The sequence below is a fragment of the Ereboglobus sp. PH5-10 genome, from assembly GCF_029504735.1.
Classification (GTDB): Bacteria; Verrucomicrobiota; Verrucomicrobiia; order Opitutales; family Opitutaceae; genus Ereboglobus.
The window spans coordinates 26,485-48,649 of sequence record NZ_JAQFIP010000010.1 but is presented as its reverse complement, the minus strand read 5'-3'; the positions used below and the strand labels follow the sequence as shown (position 1 = coordinate 48,649).

The following is a 22,165-nucleotide window of genomic DNA, read 5'->3' as shown; positions in this document are numbered from 1 at the left end:
CCAACCATTCCGCATTCTTCAGCCTTTCAGCTCTTCAGTCATTCAGTCTTTTTCATCATTCCGCATTCCAAATGATTTCCTGGCTCATTAAAAAGTTTTCCGGCCGCCATTATCGCAAGTTCCTCGAACGCTGCCGTCCCGTCGTTGCGCGCATCAACGAAATCGAAGTTTCCTACCAGTCGCTCACTGACGAGCAGCTCCGCGCCAAAACCGACGAATTCCGCGACCGCGTCAAAGCCGGCGAAACCCTCGACGCGCTCCTCCCCGAGGCATTTGCCGCCGTCAAGAACGCAGCCCGCCGCCTCTGCGGCCAGAAACTCGTCGTTTGCGAGCACGAGCTCGAATGGAACATGGTGCACTTCGACGTGCAGCTCATCGGCGGCATGGCCATCCACGAGGGCCGCATCGCCGAAATGGCCACCGGCGAGGGCAAAACCCTCGTCTCCACCCTCCCCCTCTACCTCAACGCCCTCAACGGTCGCAACGCCCAGCTCGTCACCGTCAACGACTACCTCGCCCGCCGCGACTCCGAGTGGATGGGCTACCTCTACAACTTCCTCGGCCTCACCGTCGGCTGCATCCAGCAGCAAATGCCAAACGACGTGCGCCGCGAAATGTATTCGCGCGACATCACCTACGGCACCGCCTCCGAGTTCGGCTTCGACTACCTCCGCGACAACGGCATGGCCACCCGCAAGGAAGACCAGGTCCAGCGCGAGCACTGGTATTGCATCGTTGACGAAATCGACTCGATCCTCGTGGACGAGGCGCGCACGCCGCTCATCATTTCCGGCCCCGCGCCCATCGAGCGCGAGCAACCCTTCACCCGCCTCAAGCCCGGCATCGAGCGCCTCGCCGCCGCGCAAACCCGCCTTTGCAACAACCTCGTCGCCGAGGCCAGGGAACTCCTCGAAAAAACCGACGCGTCCAAGGACGACATCCACGCCGCCAGCCTCAAGATGCTCCAGGTCAAGTTTGGCGCGCCCAACAACAAGCAACTCCTCCGCCTCCTCGAGCAACCCGAATGGCGCAAGCTCCTCGACAAGGTCGAAACCGAGCTCCACTCCGATTTCCAAAAATCGCAACTCTACGCCCTCAAGGAGGAACTCTACTACTCCATCGACGAGCGCCAGCACCAGGCCGACCTCTCGCTCAAAGGCCGCAACCATCTCCGCCCGGACAACCCCGACGCCTTCGTCCTCCCCGACCTCGCGACCCAGTTCGCCCTCCTCGAAAAGGACGAGCAATACACGCCCGAGCAACGCGAGGACATCAAGCGCAAGGCCGAGGCCGAATACGCCGTCATTTCCGAGGACATCCACGCCATCTCGCAACTGCTCCGCGCCTACTCGCTTTACGAAAAGGACGTCGAATACGTTGTGCAGGAGGGCAAGGTCATGATCGTCGACGAAAACACCGGTCGCGTCATGCCCGGCCGTCGCTGGTCCGACGGGCTCCACCAAGCCATCGAGGCCAAGGAAAACGTCGCCATCGAAAACGAAACCCGCACCTACGCGACGATCACCATCCAAAACTACTTCCGCATGTATGAAAAACTCGCGGGCATGACCGGCACCGCCGAGACCGAGGCCACCGAGTTCAACGACATCTACAAACTTTCCGTGCAGGTCATCCCGACAAACAGACCCTGCATCCGCATCGACAAAAACGACTCCATCTACAAAACCCGCCGCGACAAATACAACGCCGTCGTCCGCGAAATCGAGGCCGCTCACAAACGCGGCCAGCCCGTCCTCGTCGGCACCGCCTCGGTCGAATCCTCCGAGGTCCTTTCGCGCATGCTCAAGCGCGCGAACATCGTGCACACCGTGCTCAATGCCAAGTTCCACGCGCAGGAAGCCGACATCGTCGCCCGCGCCGGACAGCGCGGCGCCGTCACCATCGCCACCAACATGGCCGGCCGCGGCACCGACATCAAACTCGGCGAGGGCGTCCGTTTCAACGTCACCTACGGCCCGCACGAAGACCCCGAGAAGGCCGCGAAGAAAATCTTCCAATACACGCTCACCGAACCCAAGACCGGCGAGGTCAAAAAATACGACTCCGACAGCGACGAGGCCTACGACCTCTGCCTGACGCCAAGCACAAAGGAAACCGGCGGCCTCTACGTCATCGGCACCGAGCGCCATCAATCACGCCGCGTCGACCGCCAGCTCCGCGGGCGCTGCTCGCGCCAGGGCGACCCCGGCCTCACCAAGTTCTTCCTCTCGCTCGAGGACGAGCTCATGCGCCTCTTCCTCCAAGGCAACCTCGCCTCGCGCCTCATGGAAGGCACGATGAAGGAGGGCGAGGAGCTCCAGCACCCGCTCCTCAACCGCTCCATCGAAAGCGCGCAGAAAAAAGTCGAGCAGCAAAACTTCTCCGCCCGCAAACGCCTCCTCCAATACGACGACGTCCTCAACCTCCAGCGCCAGGTCGTCTACGACATCCGCAACGCCGCCATCCACGCCGACCGCGCCAAGGACCTCATCTTCGAGCAAGTTGACGAGGAAATTGAAAACCGCGTCGCCGTCGCCGGCATCGGTGAAAAAGGCGGCTCCACGCAAAGCTCGATCGACGGACTCGTCGGCTGGGTCAACCAGCACTTCCGCACCTCCATCAAGCCCGCGGAAATCCAAAACCTCGACGCCACCGCCTCAAGGATGCTCATCGTTGACCGCATCAAGGACGCCTACGCGATAAAGGAATCCGCCGAAGTCCCCGAGGCCCTCGGCGGACTCGAACGCTACACAATTATCAACGCCATCGACCAGCACTGGCAGGAGCATCTCACCGAGATGGAAAGCCTCCGCCAGTCGGTGAGCCTCCGCAGCTACGGCCAGAAGGACCCGCTCGTGGAGTATAAAAACGAAGCCTACAAATATTTCGAGGAGCTCATGGACGCCGTGCGCCTGCAAATCTGCACCGGCCTCTTCCGCAGCGCGAGCAACCTGCAAGCCTTCGAAAACATGCTCGCGATGCTCTCGCGCGGCGCAAAGTTGCAAGGCCCCGAAAACGCCGAGGCTTCCGGCCCGAGCGTGCGCACCACCGTCACGCACAGCGGCCCCGCGCAACAACAGCTCTCGACCAACTCGCCCGAAGGCGAAATCAAGCTCCCGAAAGTCACCATCCGTCGCGAGACCCCGAAAGTGGGTCGCAACGACCCGTGCCCCTGCGGCAGCGGCAAAAAATACAAAAACTGCCACGGCGGGATGTAAGGGTGCGGCGCGCATGCGCCCCACCCTGCGGAGTTTTCGGCGTTAACGGGTAGGGCGTGCTCGCCGAGCGCGTCGAGAATTACCAGAGATAAACGCGGCGGCATCCGCGAGCGCATAACCAAGGCCCGCCTCGCACACCGCGCCTGATGCGCCGCCGCAAGAAAGCGGCGGCGCCCAGCAGTGGACAGCAAGCTGTAAAATGAAAACCGCGCGCTCAACGCGCGCGCTTCGTCAGCGCCCCAGCACCCACGAAAACACCAGCGGCGCCACGATCGTCGCGTCGCTTTCGATGATATACTTCGGCGTTTTTTCGCCGAGCTTGCCCCAGGTGATTTTTTCGTTCGGCACCGCGCCCGAGTAGCTGCCGTAGCTCGTCGTCGAGTCGCTGATCTGGCAGAAGTAGCCCCACAGCGGCACGTCGGGACGCTGCAAGTCCTGATGCAGCATCGGCACCACGCAAATCGGGAAGTCGCCCGAAATGCCGCCGCCGATTTGGAAGAAGCCGATCGAGCCGTTGCCGTCGCGCAGATTTTTCGCCGTCTTCGTATACCAGTCGGCGAGCCACATCATGTATTCGATGCCCGTGCGCACGGTGTGCACGTTCTTGATTTCGCCGGTGATCACATGGCTCGCATACATGTTGCCCAGCGTCGCGTCCTCCCAGCCCGGCACGATGATCGGCAGGTTCTTTTGCGCCGCCGCCAGCATCCACGAATTCTTCGGGTCAATCTGATACGACTTTTTCAGTTTTCCGCCGCGCAGAATCTTATACATGAACTCGTGCGGGAAAAAACGCTCGCCCGCCTTGTCGGCCTTCATCCACTCGTCGAGCACCACGTTTTCAATGCGGCGCATCGCCTCCATCTCGGGAATGCACGTGTCGGTCACGCGGTTCATGTGCCGCTCCAGCAACGCCTGCTCGTCCGCCGGCGTGAGGTCGCGGTAGTGCGGCACGCGCTCGTAATAATCGTGCGCCACCAGGTTGAACACATCCTCCTCAAGATTCGCGCCCGTGCACACGATCGCGTGAACCTTGTCCTTGCGAATCATCTCCGCGAGCGTGATGCCAAGCTCCGCGGTGGACATCGCGCCGCCGAGCGTGACGACCATCTTGCCGCCCTTCTTGAGATGATCCTCGTAACCGCGCGCCGCATCGACGAGCGACGCCGCGTTGAAATGGCGGTAGTTGTGCGCGATGAATTTCGAGATCGGCCCCTTCTTGGAAGCGGCGACCGCGTTGGACGGAGTTTTGGACTTCTTGGGTTTTGTGCTCATGGAAATTTAAACCCTGCAACTAAACGCCACCACGCAACCAACGCCACCAAAAACATCAGATGACCACGGATTACACGGATCGACACGGATAAATGCCGTAGGGGCGTCGCTTGCGACGCCCGATTCGCCATCCGTGCATATCCGTGCAATGTCAGGCCACTCGCAGGTTCGTAGAGCGGTCAAACGGACTGGAGAATTGATGCTCCGAACTGAAAAATCACCCGCCCTCAAAACGAACACTCGCCACCCGCGCAAAAACTGTTTTCAAAGTTGAAACCGGCAATTTCGCCGCCACCAACCGCAGTCATTTTTTTACAAACACCATGAGCAAACCCGTCACCTTCAACAACACCGTCCTGCGCGACGGCCACCAATCGCTTGCCGCCACCCGCATGGCCACCGAGCAAATGCTCCCCCTCCTCGTGCCGCTCGACTCCCTCGGTTACGCCGCGCTCGAAACCTGGGGCGGCGCCACCATCGACTCCGGCCTGCGCTTCCTGAAGGAGTTCCCCTTCAAGCGCCTCGACGCCATCCGCGCCAAAACCAAGACCCCGCACATGATGCTCCTGCGCGGACAAAACATCGTCGCCTACGACCAAAACCCCGACGACGTCGTCACCGCCTTCGTGCAAAAATCCATCGCGCACGGCATGAACATTCTCCGCATCTTCGACGCGCTCAACGACACGCGCAACATGCAGACCGCCATCGCCGCCACCAAAAAAGCCGGTGGCCACGCCCAAGGCACCATCTGCTACACCAAGTCCCCCGTCCACACCATCGAAGGCTTCGTCAAAATGGGCGCCGAGCTCGCCGCCATGGGCTGCAACAGCATCTGCATCAAGGACATGGCCGGCCTCATTCCCCCCTACATCGCCGCCGCCATCATCAAGGGTCTCAAGGCGCAAATCAAAATCCCCGTCATCCTCCACACCCACGAAACCGCCGGCCTCGGCTCCGCCGCCTACCTCGCCGCCATCGAAGCCGGAGTGGACACCATCGACGTCGGCATCCGCCCCTTCGCCGACGGCACCGCGCAACCCGACCACCTGCGCATGACCGCCCTCCTCGAAAACGCCCCCCGCAAAGCCGCCGACTACGACCTCAAAAAAGTCCGCGAAATCTCCGAGGCCCTCAAACCCGTCTACGCGCAACTCTCCAAGTTCACGCGCCACGCCAACGAAGTCGTGGACACCGACGCCATCACCTACGAAGTCCCCGGCGGCATGCTCAGCAACTTCCGCTCGCAACTCACCGAGATGAAAATGGAGGACCGCTTCGACGAAGTCTTTGCCGAAATCCCCTATGTGCGCGAAAAACTCGGCTGGATCCCGCTCGTCACGCCCACCTCGCAAATCGTCGGCACGCAAGCCGTGATGAACGTGAAGTTTGGCCGATGGAAAAACTTCATCCCCGGCGCGATGAACATCGCGCTCGGTTACTTCGGCCGCACCCCCGCGCCTGTCGATCCCGAAATCCAGAAACTCGCCGCCGCGACCGCGAAAAAAGACCCCATCACCTGCCGTCCCGCCGACCTCATCAAGCCGAGGATGGAAACCCTCCGAGCCGAACTCGCGCAAAACAAGCTCCCCACGGACGATGAACACTGCGTCATCTACGCCATGTTCCCGCAACAACTCAAGGAACTCTACGCGCAACCCGCACCCGCGGCTCCTGCCGCAGCACCGACAGCCCCCGCGCCTGCCGCAAAAGCCTCCGCGCCCTCCCCCGCACCCACGGCTGAGGCAGGCACCGCCGGCAACGTCCTAAAATACGCCATGACCATCGGCGACCGCCGGGTGGAAGCGACTGTTGAGGAAATCGAATAAAAATAGCAGACAGAATATCATTCGCTAAAAATCAACGAAACTTGATTCGTTTTTCACAACAGTTTATCAACAAATTGTCCCCGCAAGGATAATTGGTAACATTAGTCAAAAATAATTTATGCCATGATAATATTGATAATTATTATACTTATCGGAGCAATTGCTTTTTTACACATTACCCAAAAGGGATTACGCTTCGAAGAAGAGTGCGTTGCGAAGATACAAGAACAGCAGTTTGCTGGAACAAAAACGCACATAAGCATGGACGAAGCCAGACTGCGCTTACGATTAACTGTAGAATTAATTAATCAGCAAAATCAAAAACTCGGACACTCATTAGGTTTCTTGACGCTAAAAGAAGCTCGAATACTCGCAGTAAAACTGCACGCCTCTCATATAGAAACTGGGCTCACTATACCCCAAATTATTGAGAATATGGCGAATGCGTTATATAAAACAAAACCGGCACCGTTCCACTCAAATCCAGAACATATCCTAAATTCTGAAGCTAAACGAGAGAGTCCCATGCCTCCAGCAAGTCGGCCACAGCAGTTCGAATTTAAATACTCAGGTGGAAATGGAAGCTCTCAAGAAAATGCTGTTATTATTCACGCCGCATCTATCATGGGAAACAGGCGAAGGGGTCGGGACGTTGTTTGTTGATTTTCCCTTTAGCCGCAGCAACGCGAACGAACGCCACTCGCACGCAATCGCACGCGGCAACGTCACTCGAACGTCCTGCGGCACACGTCGCGCCAATCGCGGCGCGGAGGCCGCGCCCGTCACGCCGTCTGCTTGCTCCCTCGCTTCGCTCGGTGCGCAGTCTGCCATCCCGCCCGCGTCGGCGTGCGCGCTAAAATCGCGCGCGATGTGGTAATAGCCGAGGGGGTGGTAATAGCCGAGGGGGTCGGGACGTTGTTTGTTGGGTAATAGCCGAGGGGGTCGGGACGTTGTTTGTTGATTTTCGAATTATTTCACACTGACCTAGCTCGCAAAACCGATGCTTTTTTGGGAGTGCGGTGGCAAAGCGAAGCGGCGACACCGCTTTGAGCAATTCGAGGAAGAATAGCCGAGGGGGTCGGGACGCTGTTTGTTGATTTTCGAATTATTTCACACTGACCTAGCTCGCAAAACCGATGGGAATAGCCGAAGGGGTCGGGACGCTGTTTGTTGGGAATAGCCGAAGGGGTCGGGACGCTGTTTGTTGATTTTCGAATTATTTCACACTGACCTAGCTCGCAAAACCGATGCTTTTTTGGGAGTGCGGAGGCAAAGCGAAGCGGCGACACCGCTTTGAGCGATTCACGGATTTTCACTGCGCGCAAAAGCGGTGTCGCCGGGCTTCGCCCTCTGCCACCGCACTCCAAAACAAACGACGCCGTCTCTTGATAAAACTGAAAAAGCTGCCGCCGACCTAATCGCAAACTTGGTCGGTTCTCGCGGAGATATTTTACCCGAAGTTTTCCGTCAGCAGCAGCAGGCTGTCCTCCGTCGCCTCGAAGGCGAAACCGCCCGCGTAGGGCAGCACCACGTTTTCGCCGCGTGTGAGCGTGGCGGCGGTGTCGTCCGCGGACGATGAGAGCGTTTCGCGCACGGCGCCGTCCACGACGCTCAGAATCCGCGCCTGCTCGCCCGCGGCGACGCGCAGTTTCTCGCCTTTTGCCAGCGGCACGCGGCGGATGCGGAATTCGTTCGCATCGGCAATGACGGCGTTCTTGCGCTCGCCGCGCACGGGCTTCGGCTCAAAGTCGTCCCATTTGATCGATTTGAGCGATTCGTCGACGTGCATCTGGCGCGGTTTTCCGTCGAGCCCCACCCTGCCCCAGTCGTAAACGCGATAAGTGGTGTCCGAGTTTTGCTGGATTTCGAGGATCAGGTTGCCGCCGTCGATGGCGTGAATCTGCCCGCTGTGCACGAGAATCGAGTCGCCCTTCGACACAGGGAAACGGTGCACGCAGTTTTCGAGCGTCAGGTTTTTGACCGCCTGCTCAAACTCCTCGCGTGTCACACCGCGGCGCAGCCCCACGATCAGGTTCGCGCCCTCCGCGCAATCGGCGATATACCAGTTTTCCGTTTTCGGCTCGCCCTTCAACTCCGGCGCGACCGACGCGGGCGGGTGCACCTGCAGGCTCAGTCGCTCGCGACAGTCCAGCCACTTCACCAAAATCGGAAACGCGCGCGAGGCGTCCCATTTCGGCCCCATGATGTCGGCGGCGTGCCGCTCGATCAGCGCGCGAATCGCGAGCCCGTCGTATTTGCCGCCTTGCACGACGGATTGCGCCTCGGGCCGGTCCACAATTTCCCAGCTCTCGCCGACGGGCTTGCCGGTCGCGGGCAGCTTGCGCCCGAGTGAGGTTTCGAGAACGCGACCGCCCCAAACACGGTCCTGATACAGGGGTTGAAAACGAAGGAATTGGGTCATGTTGATAATTTTGCCGTGTGTTTTTGTTTCGGTGGTGAAATATTGGATTTGACCGCTCTGGCGTTGCATCAGGAAATGCACTTCCCCTGCGCAGTCAGATCGTCCAAGCAGGTCCGATAAAACACATGGCCAGTTCCGCGAGTTCAAACACAAATAAAAAACAATCCGCCGCCCAAGCCGAGCAGCTCGGCACCGCGCGCCATCCGCGCCATTGGGTTGTCTTTGTCGTGTGCATTGTCGCCGGCGTGCTGGCCTCCATCGCGCTCCTCGATTACGCGCCGCACCAGAGCCTCCAGATCAACGATCCGGTGCGCGAGCACAACCTCGTCGGCATGCTCGGCGCGGAGGGCTCGTATTGGACGCTCACGTTTCTCGGCCTGAGCACTTTTTACCTGCCGCTGTTTTTCTTCTGGATGGCCTTCACCTCCATTCGCAACGCCCGCATCCTCGCGCTCACCCGCGCGCTGGCGATGGTCCTGTGCGTCGTCACGTTCTCAAGCCTCGCCACGCTTTTCGGCGAGCTCTTCGGCAAAAGCAACCCCACCGACTATTTCCCGTCCGGCCCCGGCGGCATGCTCGGCAAGGCGCTCTACGGCGATTTCCTTTCGGAAGCCATCGGCCCCGCCGGCGCCGGGGTCGTGCTCGTGCTGCTCTACGCAATCGGGCTCATGCTCATTTTCACGAAGGATATTTTCGCCGAGCTCGAAAAAGTCGCCGCCATGTTCGCCGCGTGGCGCGCCCGCCGCGCGCAAATCCGCGCCGAGCGCGCCGAAATCCGCCGCATCGCCGCCGAGGATCGCGCCCGCGCGAAGGCCCGCGCCAAGGGCGGCTACGACCCGGCGGTCACGCACACGCCCTTTGACCTGGAGGGAAAAACAAAAGACGGCGCGGCAAACGGCAAGGCAAGCGATGACAACACGGACGCACCGCCCCAACCCACCGCAACCGACGCGGGCGGCCACGCGGACGACGATCCGCCGCCTGTTGACGATCCCGAACAACCCAAATTGTCGCCAAAAATTTTTCGCGGCACGGATTCCGCCGCCACCAAGCCCGGAGCGCTCTCCATCGTCAAACCCGAGGAAACCAAAAAAGCCAAAAACGCCGCCGTTCCCGCCACGGAGGACAATTACCAATTTCCCCCGCTCGCGCTCCTCAAGGAATACCCGAAAAGCTCGGACACGGACACCGACGAGGAATACGCCAACAACATGGCCGACCTCGTGCGCATCATTGGCGAATACGGCATCACCGTCTCGCCGGGCGAGATTCACGTCGGCCCCGTCATCACCTGCTACGAGGTGGTTCCCGCCGCGGGCGTGCGCGTCGAGAAAATCGCCAACCTCGACAAAAACATCGCGCTGCACATGAAGGCGCAATCCGTGCGCATTCTCGCCCCGATTCCCGGCAAGGCCGCGGTCGGCATCGAAATGCCGAACAAAATCCCCATGCCCGTCGGCATGAGGGACATCCTCGAATCCGAGGACTGGGCGAACAGCAAGGCCGAGATTCCCATCGCGCTCGGCAAGGACGTCTCCGGCCGCCCGCTCATTTCCGACCTCACGCGCATGCCCCACCTCCTCATCGCCGGCGCGACCGGCTCGGGCAAATCCGTGTGCGTAAACTCCATCATCGCCTCGATTGTGTTTCGCAAGAGCCCCAAGGACGTGCGCCTCATCATGGTCGATCCCAAGGTCGTCGAGCTCCAGGTCTTCAACGCCCTGCCCCACATGTTCATCCCGGTCGTCACCGCGCCCAAGCGCGCGCCCGCCGCGCTCAAGTGGCTGCTCCAGGAAATGGCCCAGCGCTACCAGCTTTTCGGCAAGACGGGCGTGCGCAACATCACCGGCTTCAACAACCGCAAAAAACACGAGGCCCCCGCGTTCCCGATCGACGAAAAAGACGACCTTCTTCCAAACGAGGAGGAGCAGGCCAAGCTCGAGGGCGTCGATCCGCTCGACGAGCTCGAAGTGCCCGACCACCTGCCCTACATCGTGGTCATCATGGACGAGCTCGCCGACCTTATGATGGTCGCCGCCGCCGAGGTCGAAACCTCCATCGCGCGCCTCGCGCAGCTCGCGCGCGCCGCGGGCATCCACATCATCATCGCCACGCAACGCCCCTCGGTGAACGTCATCACCGGCCTCATCAAGGCCAACCTTCCCTCGCGCATCGCGTTTCAAGTCGCCTCGCAAATCGACTCGCGCACCATCCTCGACGGCAAGGGCGCGGAATCCCTGATCGGACGCGGCGACATGCTCTTCACCCCGCCCGGCACCTCGCGCGTCGTGCGCGCGCAGGGCGCCTTCGTCTCCGACGAGGAAGTGAAGGGTTTCGTCGATTACCTCAAACGCTTCAACGGCCCCCCGCAATACGCGCAGGACGTGCAGGACGAAATCGAATCCGCCCCGATCGACGGCGAGGACGACAACGGCAAAAAAGACTATTCCGACATGGACGACAACGAGCTCTACAACGAGGCGCTCGCCGTCGTAAAGCACACGCGCCGCGCCTCGACCTCCGCGCTCCAGCGCAAGCTCGGCATCGGCTACAACCGCGCCGCGCGCATGATGGACATGATGGAGGAGCGCGGCATCGTAGGCCCTGAAAACGGCTCCAAACCCCGCGAAATTATCGCCGACTTGGATTCGCTTTGAGGCGCCCGGAGCTTCTTGTTTTTGCGAACAAAACTTCGGTTGAAACAAAAGCCATTCGCGGCACATCGGGGACGGTTCGCCCGCCCCGCCGTTTTGAGCGCGCCCAGCCAGTCCGCGCTCGACGCGGGCGGAATGGCTGACTACACCCGTTGCCCATGCATGAAAGCATTTTCAAGCTCTGGGGGCTGTTTCTGGGCACGATCATCGGCATCCTGCCCATCATGAATCCGCTCGCCGCCGCGCCCACTTTTCTCGCCATCACCACGGGCGACTCCGAGGCGCGCCGCATCGAGCAAGTCCGCAAGGCCTGCGTTTACGTGGTGTTCATTTTGAGCGGCTCGCTGTTGTGCGGTTCGTTTGTGATGAACTTTTTCGGCATCTCGATTCCCGGTCTCCGCATCGCGGGCGGCATCATCGTCGCGGGCATCGGCATGCGTATGCTCTCCCCGAACCGCCCGGAAGGAACACGCAACAGGAAAGCCCACCAGGAGGCCCTCGCGAAAAACGACGTTTCGTTCTCGCCGCTCGCGATGCCGATTCTCGGCGGCCCGGGCTCCATCAGCGTCACCATCGGTTTCGCGTCGCTCGCGACGTCGTGGCTCCACTACGTCGCCATCATTCTCGGCATCTGCGTGGTCGCGCTCGCGTGTTATCTTTTTCTGCGGCTCGCCATTCGCATGAACGGAGTTCTCGGCCCCACGGGCATCAGCGCCATGACACAAATCATGGGGCTGCTCCTCATGTGCATGGGCGTGCAGTTTGTGGTGAACGGCGCGGTCAGCATCGCCACCGACCCCGAAATACTCAAAACCATCCGCGATGTGTTTTTCGTCAGCGGCGCAACGACGCAATGACCCTCCGATTGCCGCGAAAGCCCATTTGGACGGCATGCCGACACGAAGCCTGAAGGGCTTCCATGTCTTCTATATTATAAAACCCCGTTGGGGTTTTCGAGCCCGCGGCAACGCGAGCCTTGCGCATGTCGTGTTCGGCAAGGCTGGCACAAACACGCACTGCTCAATCGCCCGAATACGTTTCCAGAAATGAACGCAGGTTCTTCTCGGGGCCGAAGAGCACAAAAATATCATCGGCCTGAAAAATCTCGGACATCGTCACAACGCCAAGCGTGCGGCGCTTGACGGACTGGTCCGATATTTTTCGCAATCCATCGAGCAGCCCCTTTTCGACGCGCTTGATCGTCACGATGCGCACGCCGGCGACCTTAAAATCCTCCGCGCTTTCCGTGAGCGATTTGCCGACCAGCTTTGCCGGCACCGTGGCCTCGATGATCGAATGGTTGTTGCCCATGTCGAAGCCGTCCAGCACGCCGCGCATCAGCAGCGAATGCGCGAGCCCGCGCGCCGCGACCTCCTCGGGCACCACGAGGCGGTCAACCTTGAGCAAACGCAAAAGCCGCTCGTGCATCGGCGAGAGCACGCGGCACACGATGCGTTTCGCGCCGAGCTCCTGCGACTTCATCGTCAGCGCCATCGAATGCTCGAAGTCGTCGCCGATCGCCACGATCACCGCGTCCATTTCCGAGATCGGGAAATGCGCCAGCGGCGTCGGATCGTCGAAATCCATCACCACGGCCGCGCCGACCTCGTCCTTGATTTGCGCGATGTTGTCATCGCGCCGGTCGATCGTGAGCACGTCCGCGCCGAGTTGCGCGAGGTCGCGCGCCAGGTTTTTTCCGAAAACACCAAGTCCGATAATGCAGCATTTCATAAAGTTGGATTTTGTTGGGTTGAGGATTGTTTGAGGGTCAAGTGATCACAATGTGGCCTTCCGGCAGGCGGAAACCCGCCTGCGGGTGCCGGGGCATGATCGCGAGCAGCACCATCAGCACGCCGATGCGCCCGACGAACATCGCCAGCACCATCACGCATTTCCCCGCGCCGCCAAGCAGCGGCGCGACGCCCCGCGTCAGCCCCGTCGTGCTGATCGCGCTTATGGATTCGAACGCCATGTCCATCGTCGAAAGCTCGGGGTGCAGCATGCACAGCACGACGAGCACCAGGGTGAAAAACGCCCCCGCCAGCAGCATGACCGCGAGCGCGCGATTCGCGGTCTCGTCGTTCACGCGGCGGCCAAACGCCTCGATCTCGGCGCGCCCGAGCAGCACGCGGCGCAGCGCCAGCACCGCCACCGCCAGCGTCGAGGTTTTCACGCCGCCCGCCGTGCTCGCCGGGCTGCCGCCGATGAACATCAGGAACAGCAAAATCACAATCGTCGCGGGAGCGTGCATCCTCGTGTCGGTAATGTTAAAACCGCCCGACCGCGCCGTGACCGAGTGAAACAAAGCCGCCAGCCACGAGGGAAAGCCGCCCGTGTCGCTCCCGGCAAAAACATACTCCGAGAAGAAAATAAACACCGCTCCGCCAACGGTCAGGCACAGCGACGCGACCAGCACCACGCGGCTGTTGATCGTGAGCCGAGGCGGCGCCGCCACGCGCAAACGCAACGCCCTGCGCGCCACGGCCACCGCCACCTGCCAGAGATTTTTCACCACCGGAAACCCGATGCCGCCCGCGCTCACGAGCAGCATCACCGCGGTGATCAGGCCCACGTTGCCACGCAACACGGTGTTCGCGAGCCCGTCGGGAACCGTGCTGAACCCCGCGTTGCAAAACGACATGACCGAGTGAAACCCCGCGAAGAACAAACGATCCACCGTCCCCACTCCCGGCACGTGGTCCACCGACCAGTAAATCGCCGCCGCGCCCGCCAGCTCGAAGGAAAACGTGAAGCCGACAATGATGCCCAGCACCATGCCGATCTGCCCCAGGTTTTCCTCGCTCAACAAATCCTGCAGCGCGATGCGGTTCCGAAACGACACGCCACCGGTCAGGAAGTGCGCGAAAAAATACGTGAGCGTCATGATCCCCAATCCGCCCACCTGCACGAGCCCGAGAATTATGAGCTGCCCCTCCTGGGTGAACGCCTGCGACGTGTCCAACACCGTCAGCCCCGTCACGCACACCGCGCTCGTCGAGGTGAAGAGCGCGTCAATCCAGGAAATCCCGTCGAGCGTCGCGCGCGGCATTTTCAAAAGCAACATGCCCGCCGTGATAATCAGCGCAAAGCTCAGGATAAGCGCGCCGCCCGGCGTGAGGTTTCTCGACGCGATCGCCGGAATGCGCCTCAGCCCCCGCAAACAAATGAGCCCGATCAGTGTGAGTTGCGAAAACGCCAGCACGAACAACGCGATCGTGCCCGGCTTCGCATCAGGAATCCAGCCGCTGATCACCCCGTCCACGTGGTGGCTGAAAAGCGACTCCAGCAGCACAAGCACGGCGAGCGCCGACTCCAGTTTTCGTTCGCGGAGGTGCTGCATCCTGTGAGGGTTGATCAGCAGCCGCACGATTTCTTGCAGCACAAAAACACCCAGCACAATGCGCGTGAGCACATGCAGCATCCACTCCTTCTGGCTGGAAAGCGGCCAGCCGATCAGCAGCACAAAAAGCGCGCACGCGCCCAGCGCGCACAAAACCAGCGTCGCGTTCAGCACGCGCAAAATCTTTTGCTGCCCGGAGGTGTCGGATAAAAAGGATCGCATGATGAGACCGGTTTGAACCCTAGAATTTCAGCCTCGCGTTTTCGTGGCCGCAACGCGGGCAGACGCACGTCTCCGGGCTTCCCGCCGCCGCATACAATTTGTTGCACCGCGCGCAAAGAAACGTCGTCTTGCGGCGCGCCTGCTCGAAAAGCGAATACTCGCGCCGTCCGTAAAACAACCACAAGCCCATGAAGAATCCTCCAACGGCAAAGCAGTAGATGACGACTACGGTTAACAAATCCATGCGCGAAACAATAGGTTGTCTTTTGAAAATAACAAGGGCGAGCGCATGCGGGGGCAATTCAAAGTGGTGTCACGAAATCACACGCGGGCCGGGGAGCGGCGGTCTCCAGGCCGCCGGACGAGGCGCAACGCGCGCCCTCGCGCTTTCGTCCGCCAAACAGGGCGCGCCGTTGGCGCGTCCGGCGCATGCGAAGTCCGCGCAAAGTGACACGCCCCCCGGAACCGGGAGGGATGCGGCACAGTCCGTCAAAACCGGCAGTCCCGGTTTTAATACACCACCTTGTTCAGCGGATATTCGATGATGCCCTCGGCGCCCATTGCCTTGAGCTGGGGAATGATTTCGCGCACGACTTTTTCGTCGATGATTGTTTCGAGCGCGACCCACTCGGTCGATGAGAGCGGCGAGATCGTGGGGTTGCGGAGCGAGGGAAGCGATTTGAGAAGGTCGTCGAGTTTTGCCTTCGGCGCGTTGAGCTTGAGCCCGACCTTGCTTCCGGCCTCGAGCGCGGCGGTGAGCATGAGCGCGATGGTTTCGATTTTTTTGCGCTTCTCGGGATTGGCCCAGCTGGCCTTGTTCGCGATGAGCTTGGTGTTCGTGGTGAGGAGCGTGTCAACGATGCGCAGCTTGTTCGCGCGGAGCGAGGAGCCGGTCTCGGTGATGTCCACAATCGCATCGACGAGGTCGGGCACCTTCACCTCGGTCGCGCCCCAGGAGAACTCCACGGTCACGGGAATGTTTCGTTTTTCAAAATAGCGTTTCACCGTGCCGACCATCTCGGTGGCGACGCGCTTGCCGGCGAGGTCCTCGGGTTTCTGAACGGGCGAATTTTCGGGAACACAAAGCACCCAGCGCGACTTTTGCGTGCTCGCGCGACTGTAAATTAAATCACAAACTTCAACCACGTCGGACTGGTTTTCCTGCACCCAATCATATCCCGTGAGGCCGCAATCAAAGAAGCCGTGCTCGACATAACGGCTCACCTCCTGGGCGCGGATAAAACGACCGTCGAGCTCGGGATCGTTGATGCTTGGCTTGTATGATCTGGAACTGGTCGTAATTACCCAACCTGCTTTGGCAAAAAGACTTTTGGTGGATTCTTCGAGGCTGCCCTTGGGCAGTCCGATCATGAGCAATGGCGCTGGGTTTGACATAGTGGTGAGCAAGGCAAACGCATGTTTTACAGGCTTCAAGTTTTTTTCAAAAAACAGCAAAATCTTTGGCAGTTTTCGCGCCTTCTGTTGCCTCTCGTTTGCAAAAGAGCCTTGTTTAAACTTTACAATTTAGACCATTTGTAAAAAATGCCGTTCATCACTTAAATTCCCATGAGATCCGCACCAAAACCACTGATTGTCATAGTAGAAGACGAGGAAGAGCTCGCCAAGCTCATCGCCGCCCAGCTTGAGGAAGCGGGCATGCAGACGCAGGTTTACACACGTTGTGCTCATGCAATGCGTTTTTTGCAGCGCAACTTTGCCAATCTGCTCCTGCTCGACATCAATCTGCCCGACCAATCGGGTTTTCAACTCCTCGATGAGCTCAAGAAGAGCGACATTTCAGTTCCGACGATTTTCCTCACCGGCAACACGCTCGAGACGAGCAAGGTCCGCGGGCTCGACATGGGCGGCGACGACTACATCACCAAGCCCTTCAGCTACCCGGAATTGATCGCGCGCATTCGCGCCGTGCTCCGCCGCGCCGAATCGGTCAGCGACCTTAACGTCACCAAAAACGCGAAAGTCAGCGACGAGCCGTTCGAGTTTTGCGGCGCAAAAGTCATCCCGGTTCGCCTCGAGGTTGAGTTCCCGAACGGCGCAACCGTCAAACTCGGGCGCAAGGAGCTCGGCATTATTTCCTACCTCAACCAAAACCGCGGCATCGTCATCACCCGCAAGGCGCTCATCCATTCCGTGTGGGGCATCCACGCCGACGTGAAAAGCCGCTCGCTCGACCAATACATCGTGAAAGTCCGCGAGCTGTTTCGCGCAAACGGCCTGAGCCTGGACTCGTTCCGCACCGTGCACAGCATCGGCTACATCTTCGAGCCCGAAAACGCGCAATCGCAACCCGCGGAAAACAACTGAGAAAAACCTTGTCAGAAAAACAAAAACGGCGTCCCGAAAAAACCGGGGCGCCGCTTTTTTTTCGCCCGCCCCGCCCCGCCGTCAGCCAATTTTCTTGAGCAGCGGGCTGGCGCGGTAAAACTAGGCGCAACGTCTCCATGCCTCCCGCCACTTCCAACGCCAGCCAGCGGCGACCACGCCCCCCGTTTGTCCGGACACTTTTGCAACCGCGCAATCTCGCGTTTGGCGCGCTCGGCGCCGCAGTCCTCACCCTCGTCGCAATCCTCGGGCACCGCATCCTTTTCTCGCCCTCAAAAGCCCCCCCGCCCGCCGCCCTCGAATCCGCCGCCGCCGCCGCGCTCGGGACGCGCCACGGCGGCCTTTACACGCTCGCGCATTTCACGCCCGGCCCCGCGCTCGACCGCGCGCCCTTATCCACTTCCCCAATACAACCCGCCGGCGCCAGCCCCGTCTCGCCCGTCTCCCCGGTTGCCGCCGCCCCCGCCCCCGACGGACGCCTTCACTACAAGGCGACACTCACCGCAAAACTCGCCGAGACACTCTACGCCCCGGTCAACACCATCGACTACATCGAGCGCGAATTGAAACTCGACACCTCCCCCGAGCGAAAAATCGAGGAAATCCTTCGCGGCCCCGGCGGCCCGCGCATCCGCGAACTCGCGGGCATCGGCAACGACACCGCCTCGCTCGCCTCCATGCGCCTGATTCGTGAAACCGCGCGCGCGGGGGCGCGCTTCGAAATGGGCGCGCACATCGAGGCATCCCGCGCCGGCGACGAATGGCGGACACACATCGTTTCCCTCACGCCGAAAACGCCCCTTCCCCAAGGCGAGCCCCTCGGCAAATTCAGCGGACGCCTCATCGACATCACCCGCGAATCCGACATCGCCGCGCTGCGCCGCGCCGTCGCGCAGACCGGCGAGACGCTCCGCCGCGTCGAGGCAGCCCGCGAACGCCACCGCGCCGAGCTCGCCGCCAACGCCACGCGCGTGGTCTCCGCCAAGCTCGCCCAACTCACCCCCGGCGCTCTCTACTCCGGCAAGGCCACCCTCCCCGGACGGCAAGCCATGCCGGACATCTGCCTTGAAATCGTTTCGATCGACCGCGACGCCTCCACCCTCCGCGCCAACCTCCGCGCCGACAGCTCGTGGATCGACGCCCGCCCCCTCGAAGGCCGTTACGGCTACGACACCGGCAGCGACCTCTTCACAATCACACTCTCCGCGCGCGCGGGCCTTCCCGTCGTCAGCGCCTCAGGCCTCGCCGTCGCCGGCGCAAAACCCTTTCGCATCACGCTCCATTTTTCCGGCTCCGAACTCACCGGCGACGCGGGCGAATGGTCGTGCAAACTTGCGCGCGTTCCCGACTCCAGCCGCGCCTCCATGATCGCCACCTTCAGCGCCTCCGAGCAAAAACTCCTCGACGCCACGCGCCCCGGCCGCGCCTATCGCGTCCACACCGAGACGGAAGGCGACCTGCTCCTGCGCTTCAAAACACAAAACCCGGCCACCGGCGCGCTCACCGCGACCATTGAAAACATACACGGCCCCTGGAAACACGAGCTTCAGGGCTCGCTCATCGCCAGCCCCGCCCGCTCCGGCGGCTTCCCCGTCCGCCTCCTCACCACGCTCGACTCGACACAACCCAACATTCCCTCCATCGGTCTCAGCCTCCGCCTCGAAAACGGAAATGTATTCAAAGGTTCAATACGCATGATCGAGGCGAGCCCGGTCACGCTGGAACCCGCCGGCGCGGAGTTTCTCGCCGAGGTCGATGCGCTCGCCCGCGCGCGCGCCGGGCGGAAACACGCCGCCAGTCAGGACGCCATCAACATCGCCCCGCTTCCGGGAAACGCCGCCCCGCCCACCCGGCCCGTTCCCGCATCGCCCGCCACGCCGCCGCCCGGGGCCGATGGCGCGTATATCTGGGACGAAACCGCGTGGCGTCCGCTTCCCTCCAACAACGCCAGGGTCGTGCGCTCGACACTCCAAAAAGTCGGCGGCGTGTGGAGCTCCGCAATCTCGCTCATCAAGACGCGCCCCGAGAAACAGGAAACCGGCACGCTCACATTCGACGGCACGGACATCCCGCCCTCGGTTTCCGGGCGCGATGTGTTGCTCGCGTTTCGAGGCGCCTTTGTCACGTATCCCGGCACACCCGTCGGACTGCCGCCAATCGAAGTCGCCCCCTTGGAAATCAAGGGCAGGGGGCGCAAACGCGTCGCCGAACTCGAGCGCCTCGGCGACGCCGCGGCAACCTTCGGCAAGGCAAGCGAGCGCGTCATCATAGACCGCTCCGAAACCGAACCGGGCCTGTATGTCATCCGCGCGCAACGCCCGCTCCCCGCCGGCCGCTACGCCCTCCACGCGCCCGAGCATTCATTCGAATTTGAAGTGCGTGCCCGGGATTGATTGCGCGCGAGGGTGTCGCCCTGGGCTGGATGCACGCCGCACTTTGGCGTTGCCGCGCTTCGCCTCGCAAAAAGTATTTAATCATGAAACACGCACGCCTGATCAGAAGCACACTTGTGGGAATCGCCGCGTTGCTGGCTTTCGCCGGATGCGGGAAAAGCCAGCGGGCGGAAAAACAAACCGCCGACGAAGTTTTTTCAATCGAACGCGAGGCGCCGGGCAAGCGGGCGTTTCTAGTGGTGAACGCGCCGGGAAAGTGGAGCGTTTACGCCGGCGCGTCGGTTGGGAAAATCGACATGACCACGCCTCTGCTCGAAGGCGCGCAAACGGGACGCGTTGAGCTGCCCTTGAAAAATGCGGACCATGCGTTTTTTCGAGTCAAAAGCACCCTGGGCGAGACCGTGCTCGCGGAGCGGCACCTGCCCATGGCCGGCGGTTACAATTTTCGCGATCTGGGCGGATACAAAACCGCCGACGGGAAACGCGTGCGGTGGGGACGCGTGTTTCGCACGGATGATTTAAACAAACTCACGACGGAGGACCTCGCCTACCTGGCAAGCGTTCCGATAACCTCGATTGTCGATTTCCGCTCGGAGTCCGAGATCAAGGCCGCGCCCGATCTTCCCGCGCCGTCGGTGCGCCATCAATACGCCTACTCGATCACGCCCGGCAACCTGACAAGCGCGGACGACCTGAACAAATTCACAAAAAAACAAACGGAGGAATTCATGATCGAAATGAACCGCCTTTTTGTGACCGACGAACGCATAATCGGACAGTATCGGAAGTTTTTCAAACTGCTGCAGGACGAGGGCAAACTGCCGTTGATGTTTCATTGCTCGGCGGGAAAAGACCGCACGGGCATGGGCGCGGCCCTGTTTCTCGCGTCGCTCGGAGTGGATGAAAAAACAATCTTTGAGGATTACATGCTCTCCAACCGATACCTCGCCGGAAAATACGAGCCCCTGGTCAAAAAGAACCCGCAACTCGAACCGCTTTACCGCGTGAGCCCCGAGTTCCTGCGCGCCGGCTTCGAACAGATGAAAAAAGACCACGGCAGCGTGGAAAATTATCTGCGCAAGGTGCTGCAAGTGGATTTGGAAAAAATGCGCCGCCTGCATCTGGACTAGGGCGCCCCCGGCAAAACCGCCCCAAAAAACAGAGTGGTGGACAAGCAAGACACTCATGGTTTACAAACCAAACCAATCGCCCCTCCACCCTCTCTAAAATCCGCGAACCCGCCGCCCGCCCGCCCTTCCCCATGCTTTCAGCCACGCCGCCGACAAAACCCTCAAAAAAAACAAAACGCGCGTCCGCGCACGGCGGCGAGCTGCTTGAAAAACTCGACGGCGGCATTCCCCTGCGCCACTCGCTGGCCGGGCAGGTTGTGGAGATAATTCAAGCGGGCATCCAAAAACGCACCTGGCAGGAATGGCTGCCCTCCGAGCGCGCGCTCGCGGAAAGCCTGCATGTGAGCCGCAGCACCTTGCGCGCGGCACTGGCGCAACTGGAAAAAATGGGCATGGTTCGGGCGCAACGGCCCCACGGCACAAAGATTCTCGGCCAGCGCAAGACAGCCACGGCTCCGGCAAAACAAAGCCGCATCGTGGCGCTCCTCACGCCCGAGCCCATCACCATGTTGCGCCCCAAAATCGCGCTCATCATCGACGAGCTGCGCGGGCAGCTGGCGGAATGCGGATACAGGCTGCGCACGTTTCACGGCGGGCAGTATTTTTCGTCCGGGGCCAACTCGAGGCTCCAGCGCCTCGTCGCCGGGCACCCGCACGATTGCTGGGTGCTCACGCTTGCGCCCGACAAGGTGAAAAAATGGTTTCGCGACCGGAACATCCCCTGCGTGGTGTCGGGCACTTGCGATCCGGACATCGGCCTGCCGTTTGTGGACCTGGATTATTACGCGCTCTGCCGTCACGCGGCGGGACAAATGACCGGACTCGGCCACAAGCGGATCGTGTTTGTAACAGAAAACTCGACCAAGGCCGGCGACTTGGAAAGCGAGCGCGGATTCATGGACGGCATCGCCGCCGCCAGCGACTCGCAGGCGCGCGGCCAGATCATGCGCCACGATAACACAAGGCAAAGCGTGATGAAATTACTGGACAAGTTGCGCGCCAGGGAAGACCGCCCCACCGCGATGCTCGTCGCGCACCCGCATTTTTATATTCTCGCGCAAACCTACCTGCACGAACTCGGGCTTCGCGTGCCCGGCGACGTTTCCTTGATGTGCCGCGACGACGACACGTTTCTCGACTACACAAGGCCCGTGCCCACGCGCTACTCGTTCGACTCCGCCGCCTTTGCCCGCCGCCTTTTCAAGCTCATCATGCAAACCGTGGACGGCGCGCCCATTTTGAAGCACCGCCTCCGCATCATGCCCGACTATCAAAAAGGCGCCACGCTTATCGCCCCCAATTTACCGTAAGCAACACAATCCCGCATTAACACAGCATT

At 60.9% G+C, this 22,165-nt stretch carries 15 protein-coding genes; 9 read left to right on the top strand and 6 right to left on the bottom strand.

Annotated elements, in window-relative coordinates; all coding sequences use genetic code 11:
• Positions 1–71 precede the first annotated feature (71 nt).
• Positions 72–3,218 (top strand): preprotein translocase subunit SecA, encoded by a 3,147-nt coding sequence (gene secA, locus M2447_RS09280; protein ID WP_277558384.1) that lies wholly within the window; start codon positions 72–74, stop codon positions 3,216–3,218.
• Positions 3,219–3,449: 231 nt separating this feature from the next.
• On the opposite strand, the gene M2447_RS09275 is transcribed toward secA, so the two are convergent.
• Complete coding sequence (locus M2447_RS09275; protein WP_277558383.1) at positions 3,450–4,493, bottom strand: deoxyhypusine synthase family protein; 1,044 nt, start codon at positions 4,491–4,493, stop codon at positions 3,450–3,452.
• A 323-nt stretch (positions 4,494–4,816) separates the two neighbouring features.
• On the opposite strand from M2447_RS09275, the gene M2447_RS09270 reads away from it, so the two are divergent.
• A complete protein-coding gene (locus M2447_RS09270) occupies positions 4,817–6,322 on the top strand; it encodes a pyruvate carboxylase subunit B (protein ID WP_277558382.1) in 1,506 nt (501 codons plus the stop codon).
• Between the two features lie 123 nt (positions 6,323–6,445).
• The gene (locus tag M2447_RS09265; protein WP_277558381.1) at positions 6,446–6,985 is read left to right on the top strand and encodes a hypothetical protein; all 540 of its coding nucleotides are present in this window, start codon (positions 6,446–6,448) and stop codon (positions 6,983–6,985) included.
• A 787-nt stretch (positions 6,986–7,772) separates the two neighbouring features.
• Here the strand turns inward: M2447_RS09265 and M2447_RS09260 are convergent.
• Positions 7,773–8,744, bottom strand: a complete 972-nt coding sequence (locus tag M2447_RS09260) for a type I phosphomannose isomerase catalytic subunit (RefSeq protein ID WP_277558380.1) — start codon at positions 8,742–8,744, stop codon at positions 7,773–7,775.
• A gap of 125 nt (positions 8,745–8,869) precedes the next feature.
• Between M2447_RS09260 and M2447_RS09255 the strand changes: the two genes are divergently transcribed.
• The gene (locus tag M2447_RS09255) at positions 8,870–11,401 is read left to right on the top strand and encodes a DNA translocase FtsK (RefSeq protein WP_277558379.1); all 2,532 of its coding nucleotides are present in this window, start codon (positions 8,870–8,872) and stop codon (positions 11,399–11,401) included.
• Positions 11,402–11,556: 155 nt separating this feature from the next.
• Complete coding sequence (locus M2447_RS09250; protein WP_277558378.1) at positions 11,557–12,255, top strand: MarC family NAAT transporter; 699 nt, start codon at positions 11,557–11,559, stop codon at positions 12,253–12,255.
• Positions 12,256–12,418: 163 nt separating this feature from the next.
• Here the strand turns inward: M2447_RS09250 and M2447_RS09245 are convergent, their stop codons facing one another.
• The 4 genes from M2447_RS09245 to hisG all read right to left on the bottom strand — a co-directional run bounded on the left by M2447_RS09245 (position 12,419) and on the right by hisG (position 16,331).
• Positions 12,419–13,129, bottom strand: a complete 711-nt coding sequence (locus M2447_RS09245; RefSeq protein ID WP_277511064.1) for a TrkA family potassium uptake protein — start codon at positions 13,127–13,129, stop codon at positions 12,419–12,421.
• 37 nt (positions 13,130–13,166) lie between these two features.
• Positions 13,167–14,960, bottom strand: a complete 1,794-nt coding sequence (locus M2447_RS09240) for a potassium transporter TrkG (protein ID WP_277558377.1) — start codon at positions 14,958–14,960, stop codon at positions 13,167–13,169.
• Between the two features lie 19 nt (positions 14,961–14,979).
• Complete coding sequence (locus M2447_RS09235) at positions 14,980–15,204, bottom strand: hydrogenase nickel incorporation protein HypA (RefSeq protein WP_108825740.1); 225 nt, start codon at positions 15,202–15,204, stop codon at positions 14,980–14,982.
• A gap of 266 nt (positions 15,205–15,470) precedes the next feature.
• The gene (hisG, locus tag M2447_RS09230) at positions 15,471–16,331 is read right to left on the bottom strand and encodes an ATP phosphoribosyltransferase (protein WP_277558376.1); all 861 of its coding nucleotides are present in this window, start codon (positions 16,329–16,331) and stop codon (positions 15,471–15,473) included.
• Between the two features lie 195 nt (positions 16,332–16,526).
• Here hisG and M2447_RS09225 point away from each other — a divergent pair, with 195 nt between their 5' ends.
• From M2447_RS09225 to M2447_RS09210, 4 genes are all read left to right on the top strand, one after another.
• Positions 16,527–17,285, top strand: a complete 759-nt coding sequence (locus M2447_RS09225; protein ID WP_277558375.1) for a response regulator transcription factor — start codon at positions 16,527–16,529, stop codon at positions 17,283–17,285.
• A gap of 137 nt (positions 17,286–17,422) precedes the next feature.
• On the top strand, positions 17,423–19,696 hold the full coding sequence (locus M2447_RS09220; RefSeq protein ID WP_277558374.1) for a hypothetical protein: 2,274 nt from the start codon (positions 17,423–17,425) through the stop codon (positions 19,694–19,696).
• 83 nt (positions 19,697–19,779) lie between these two features.
• Positions 19,780–20,826 (top strand): tyrosine-protein phosphatase, encoded by a 1,047-nt coding sequence (locus tag M2447_RS09215; protein WP_277558373.1) that lies wholly within the window; start codon positions 19,780–19,782, stop codon positions 20,824–20,826.
• Positions 20,827–20,957: 131 nt separating this feature from the next.
• Positions 20,958–22,136, top strand: a complete 1,179-nt coding sequence (locus M2447_RS09210) for a substrate-binding domain-containing protein (RefSeq protein ID WP_277558372.1) — start codon at positions 20,958–20,960, stop codon at positions 22,134–22,136.
• Positions 22,137–22,165: the final 29 nt, after the last annotated feature.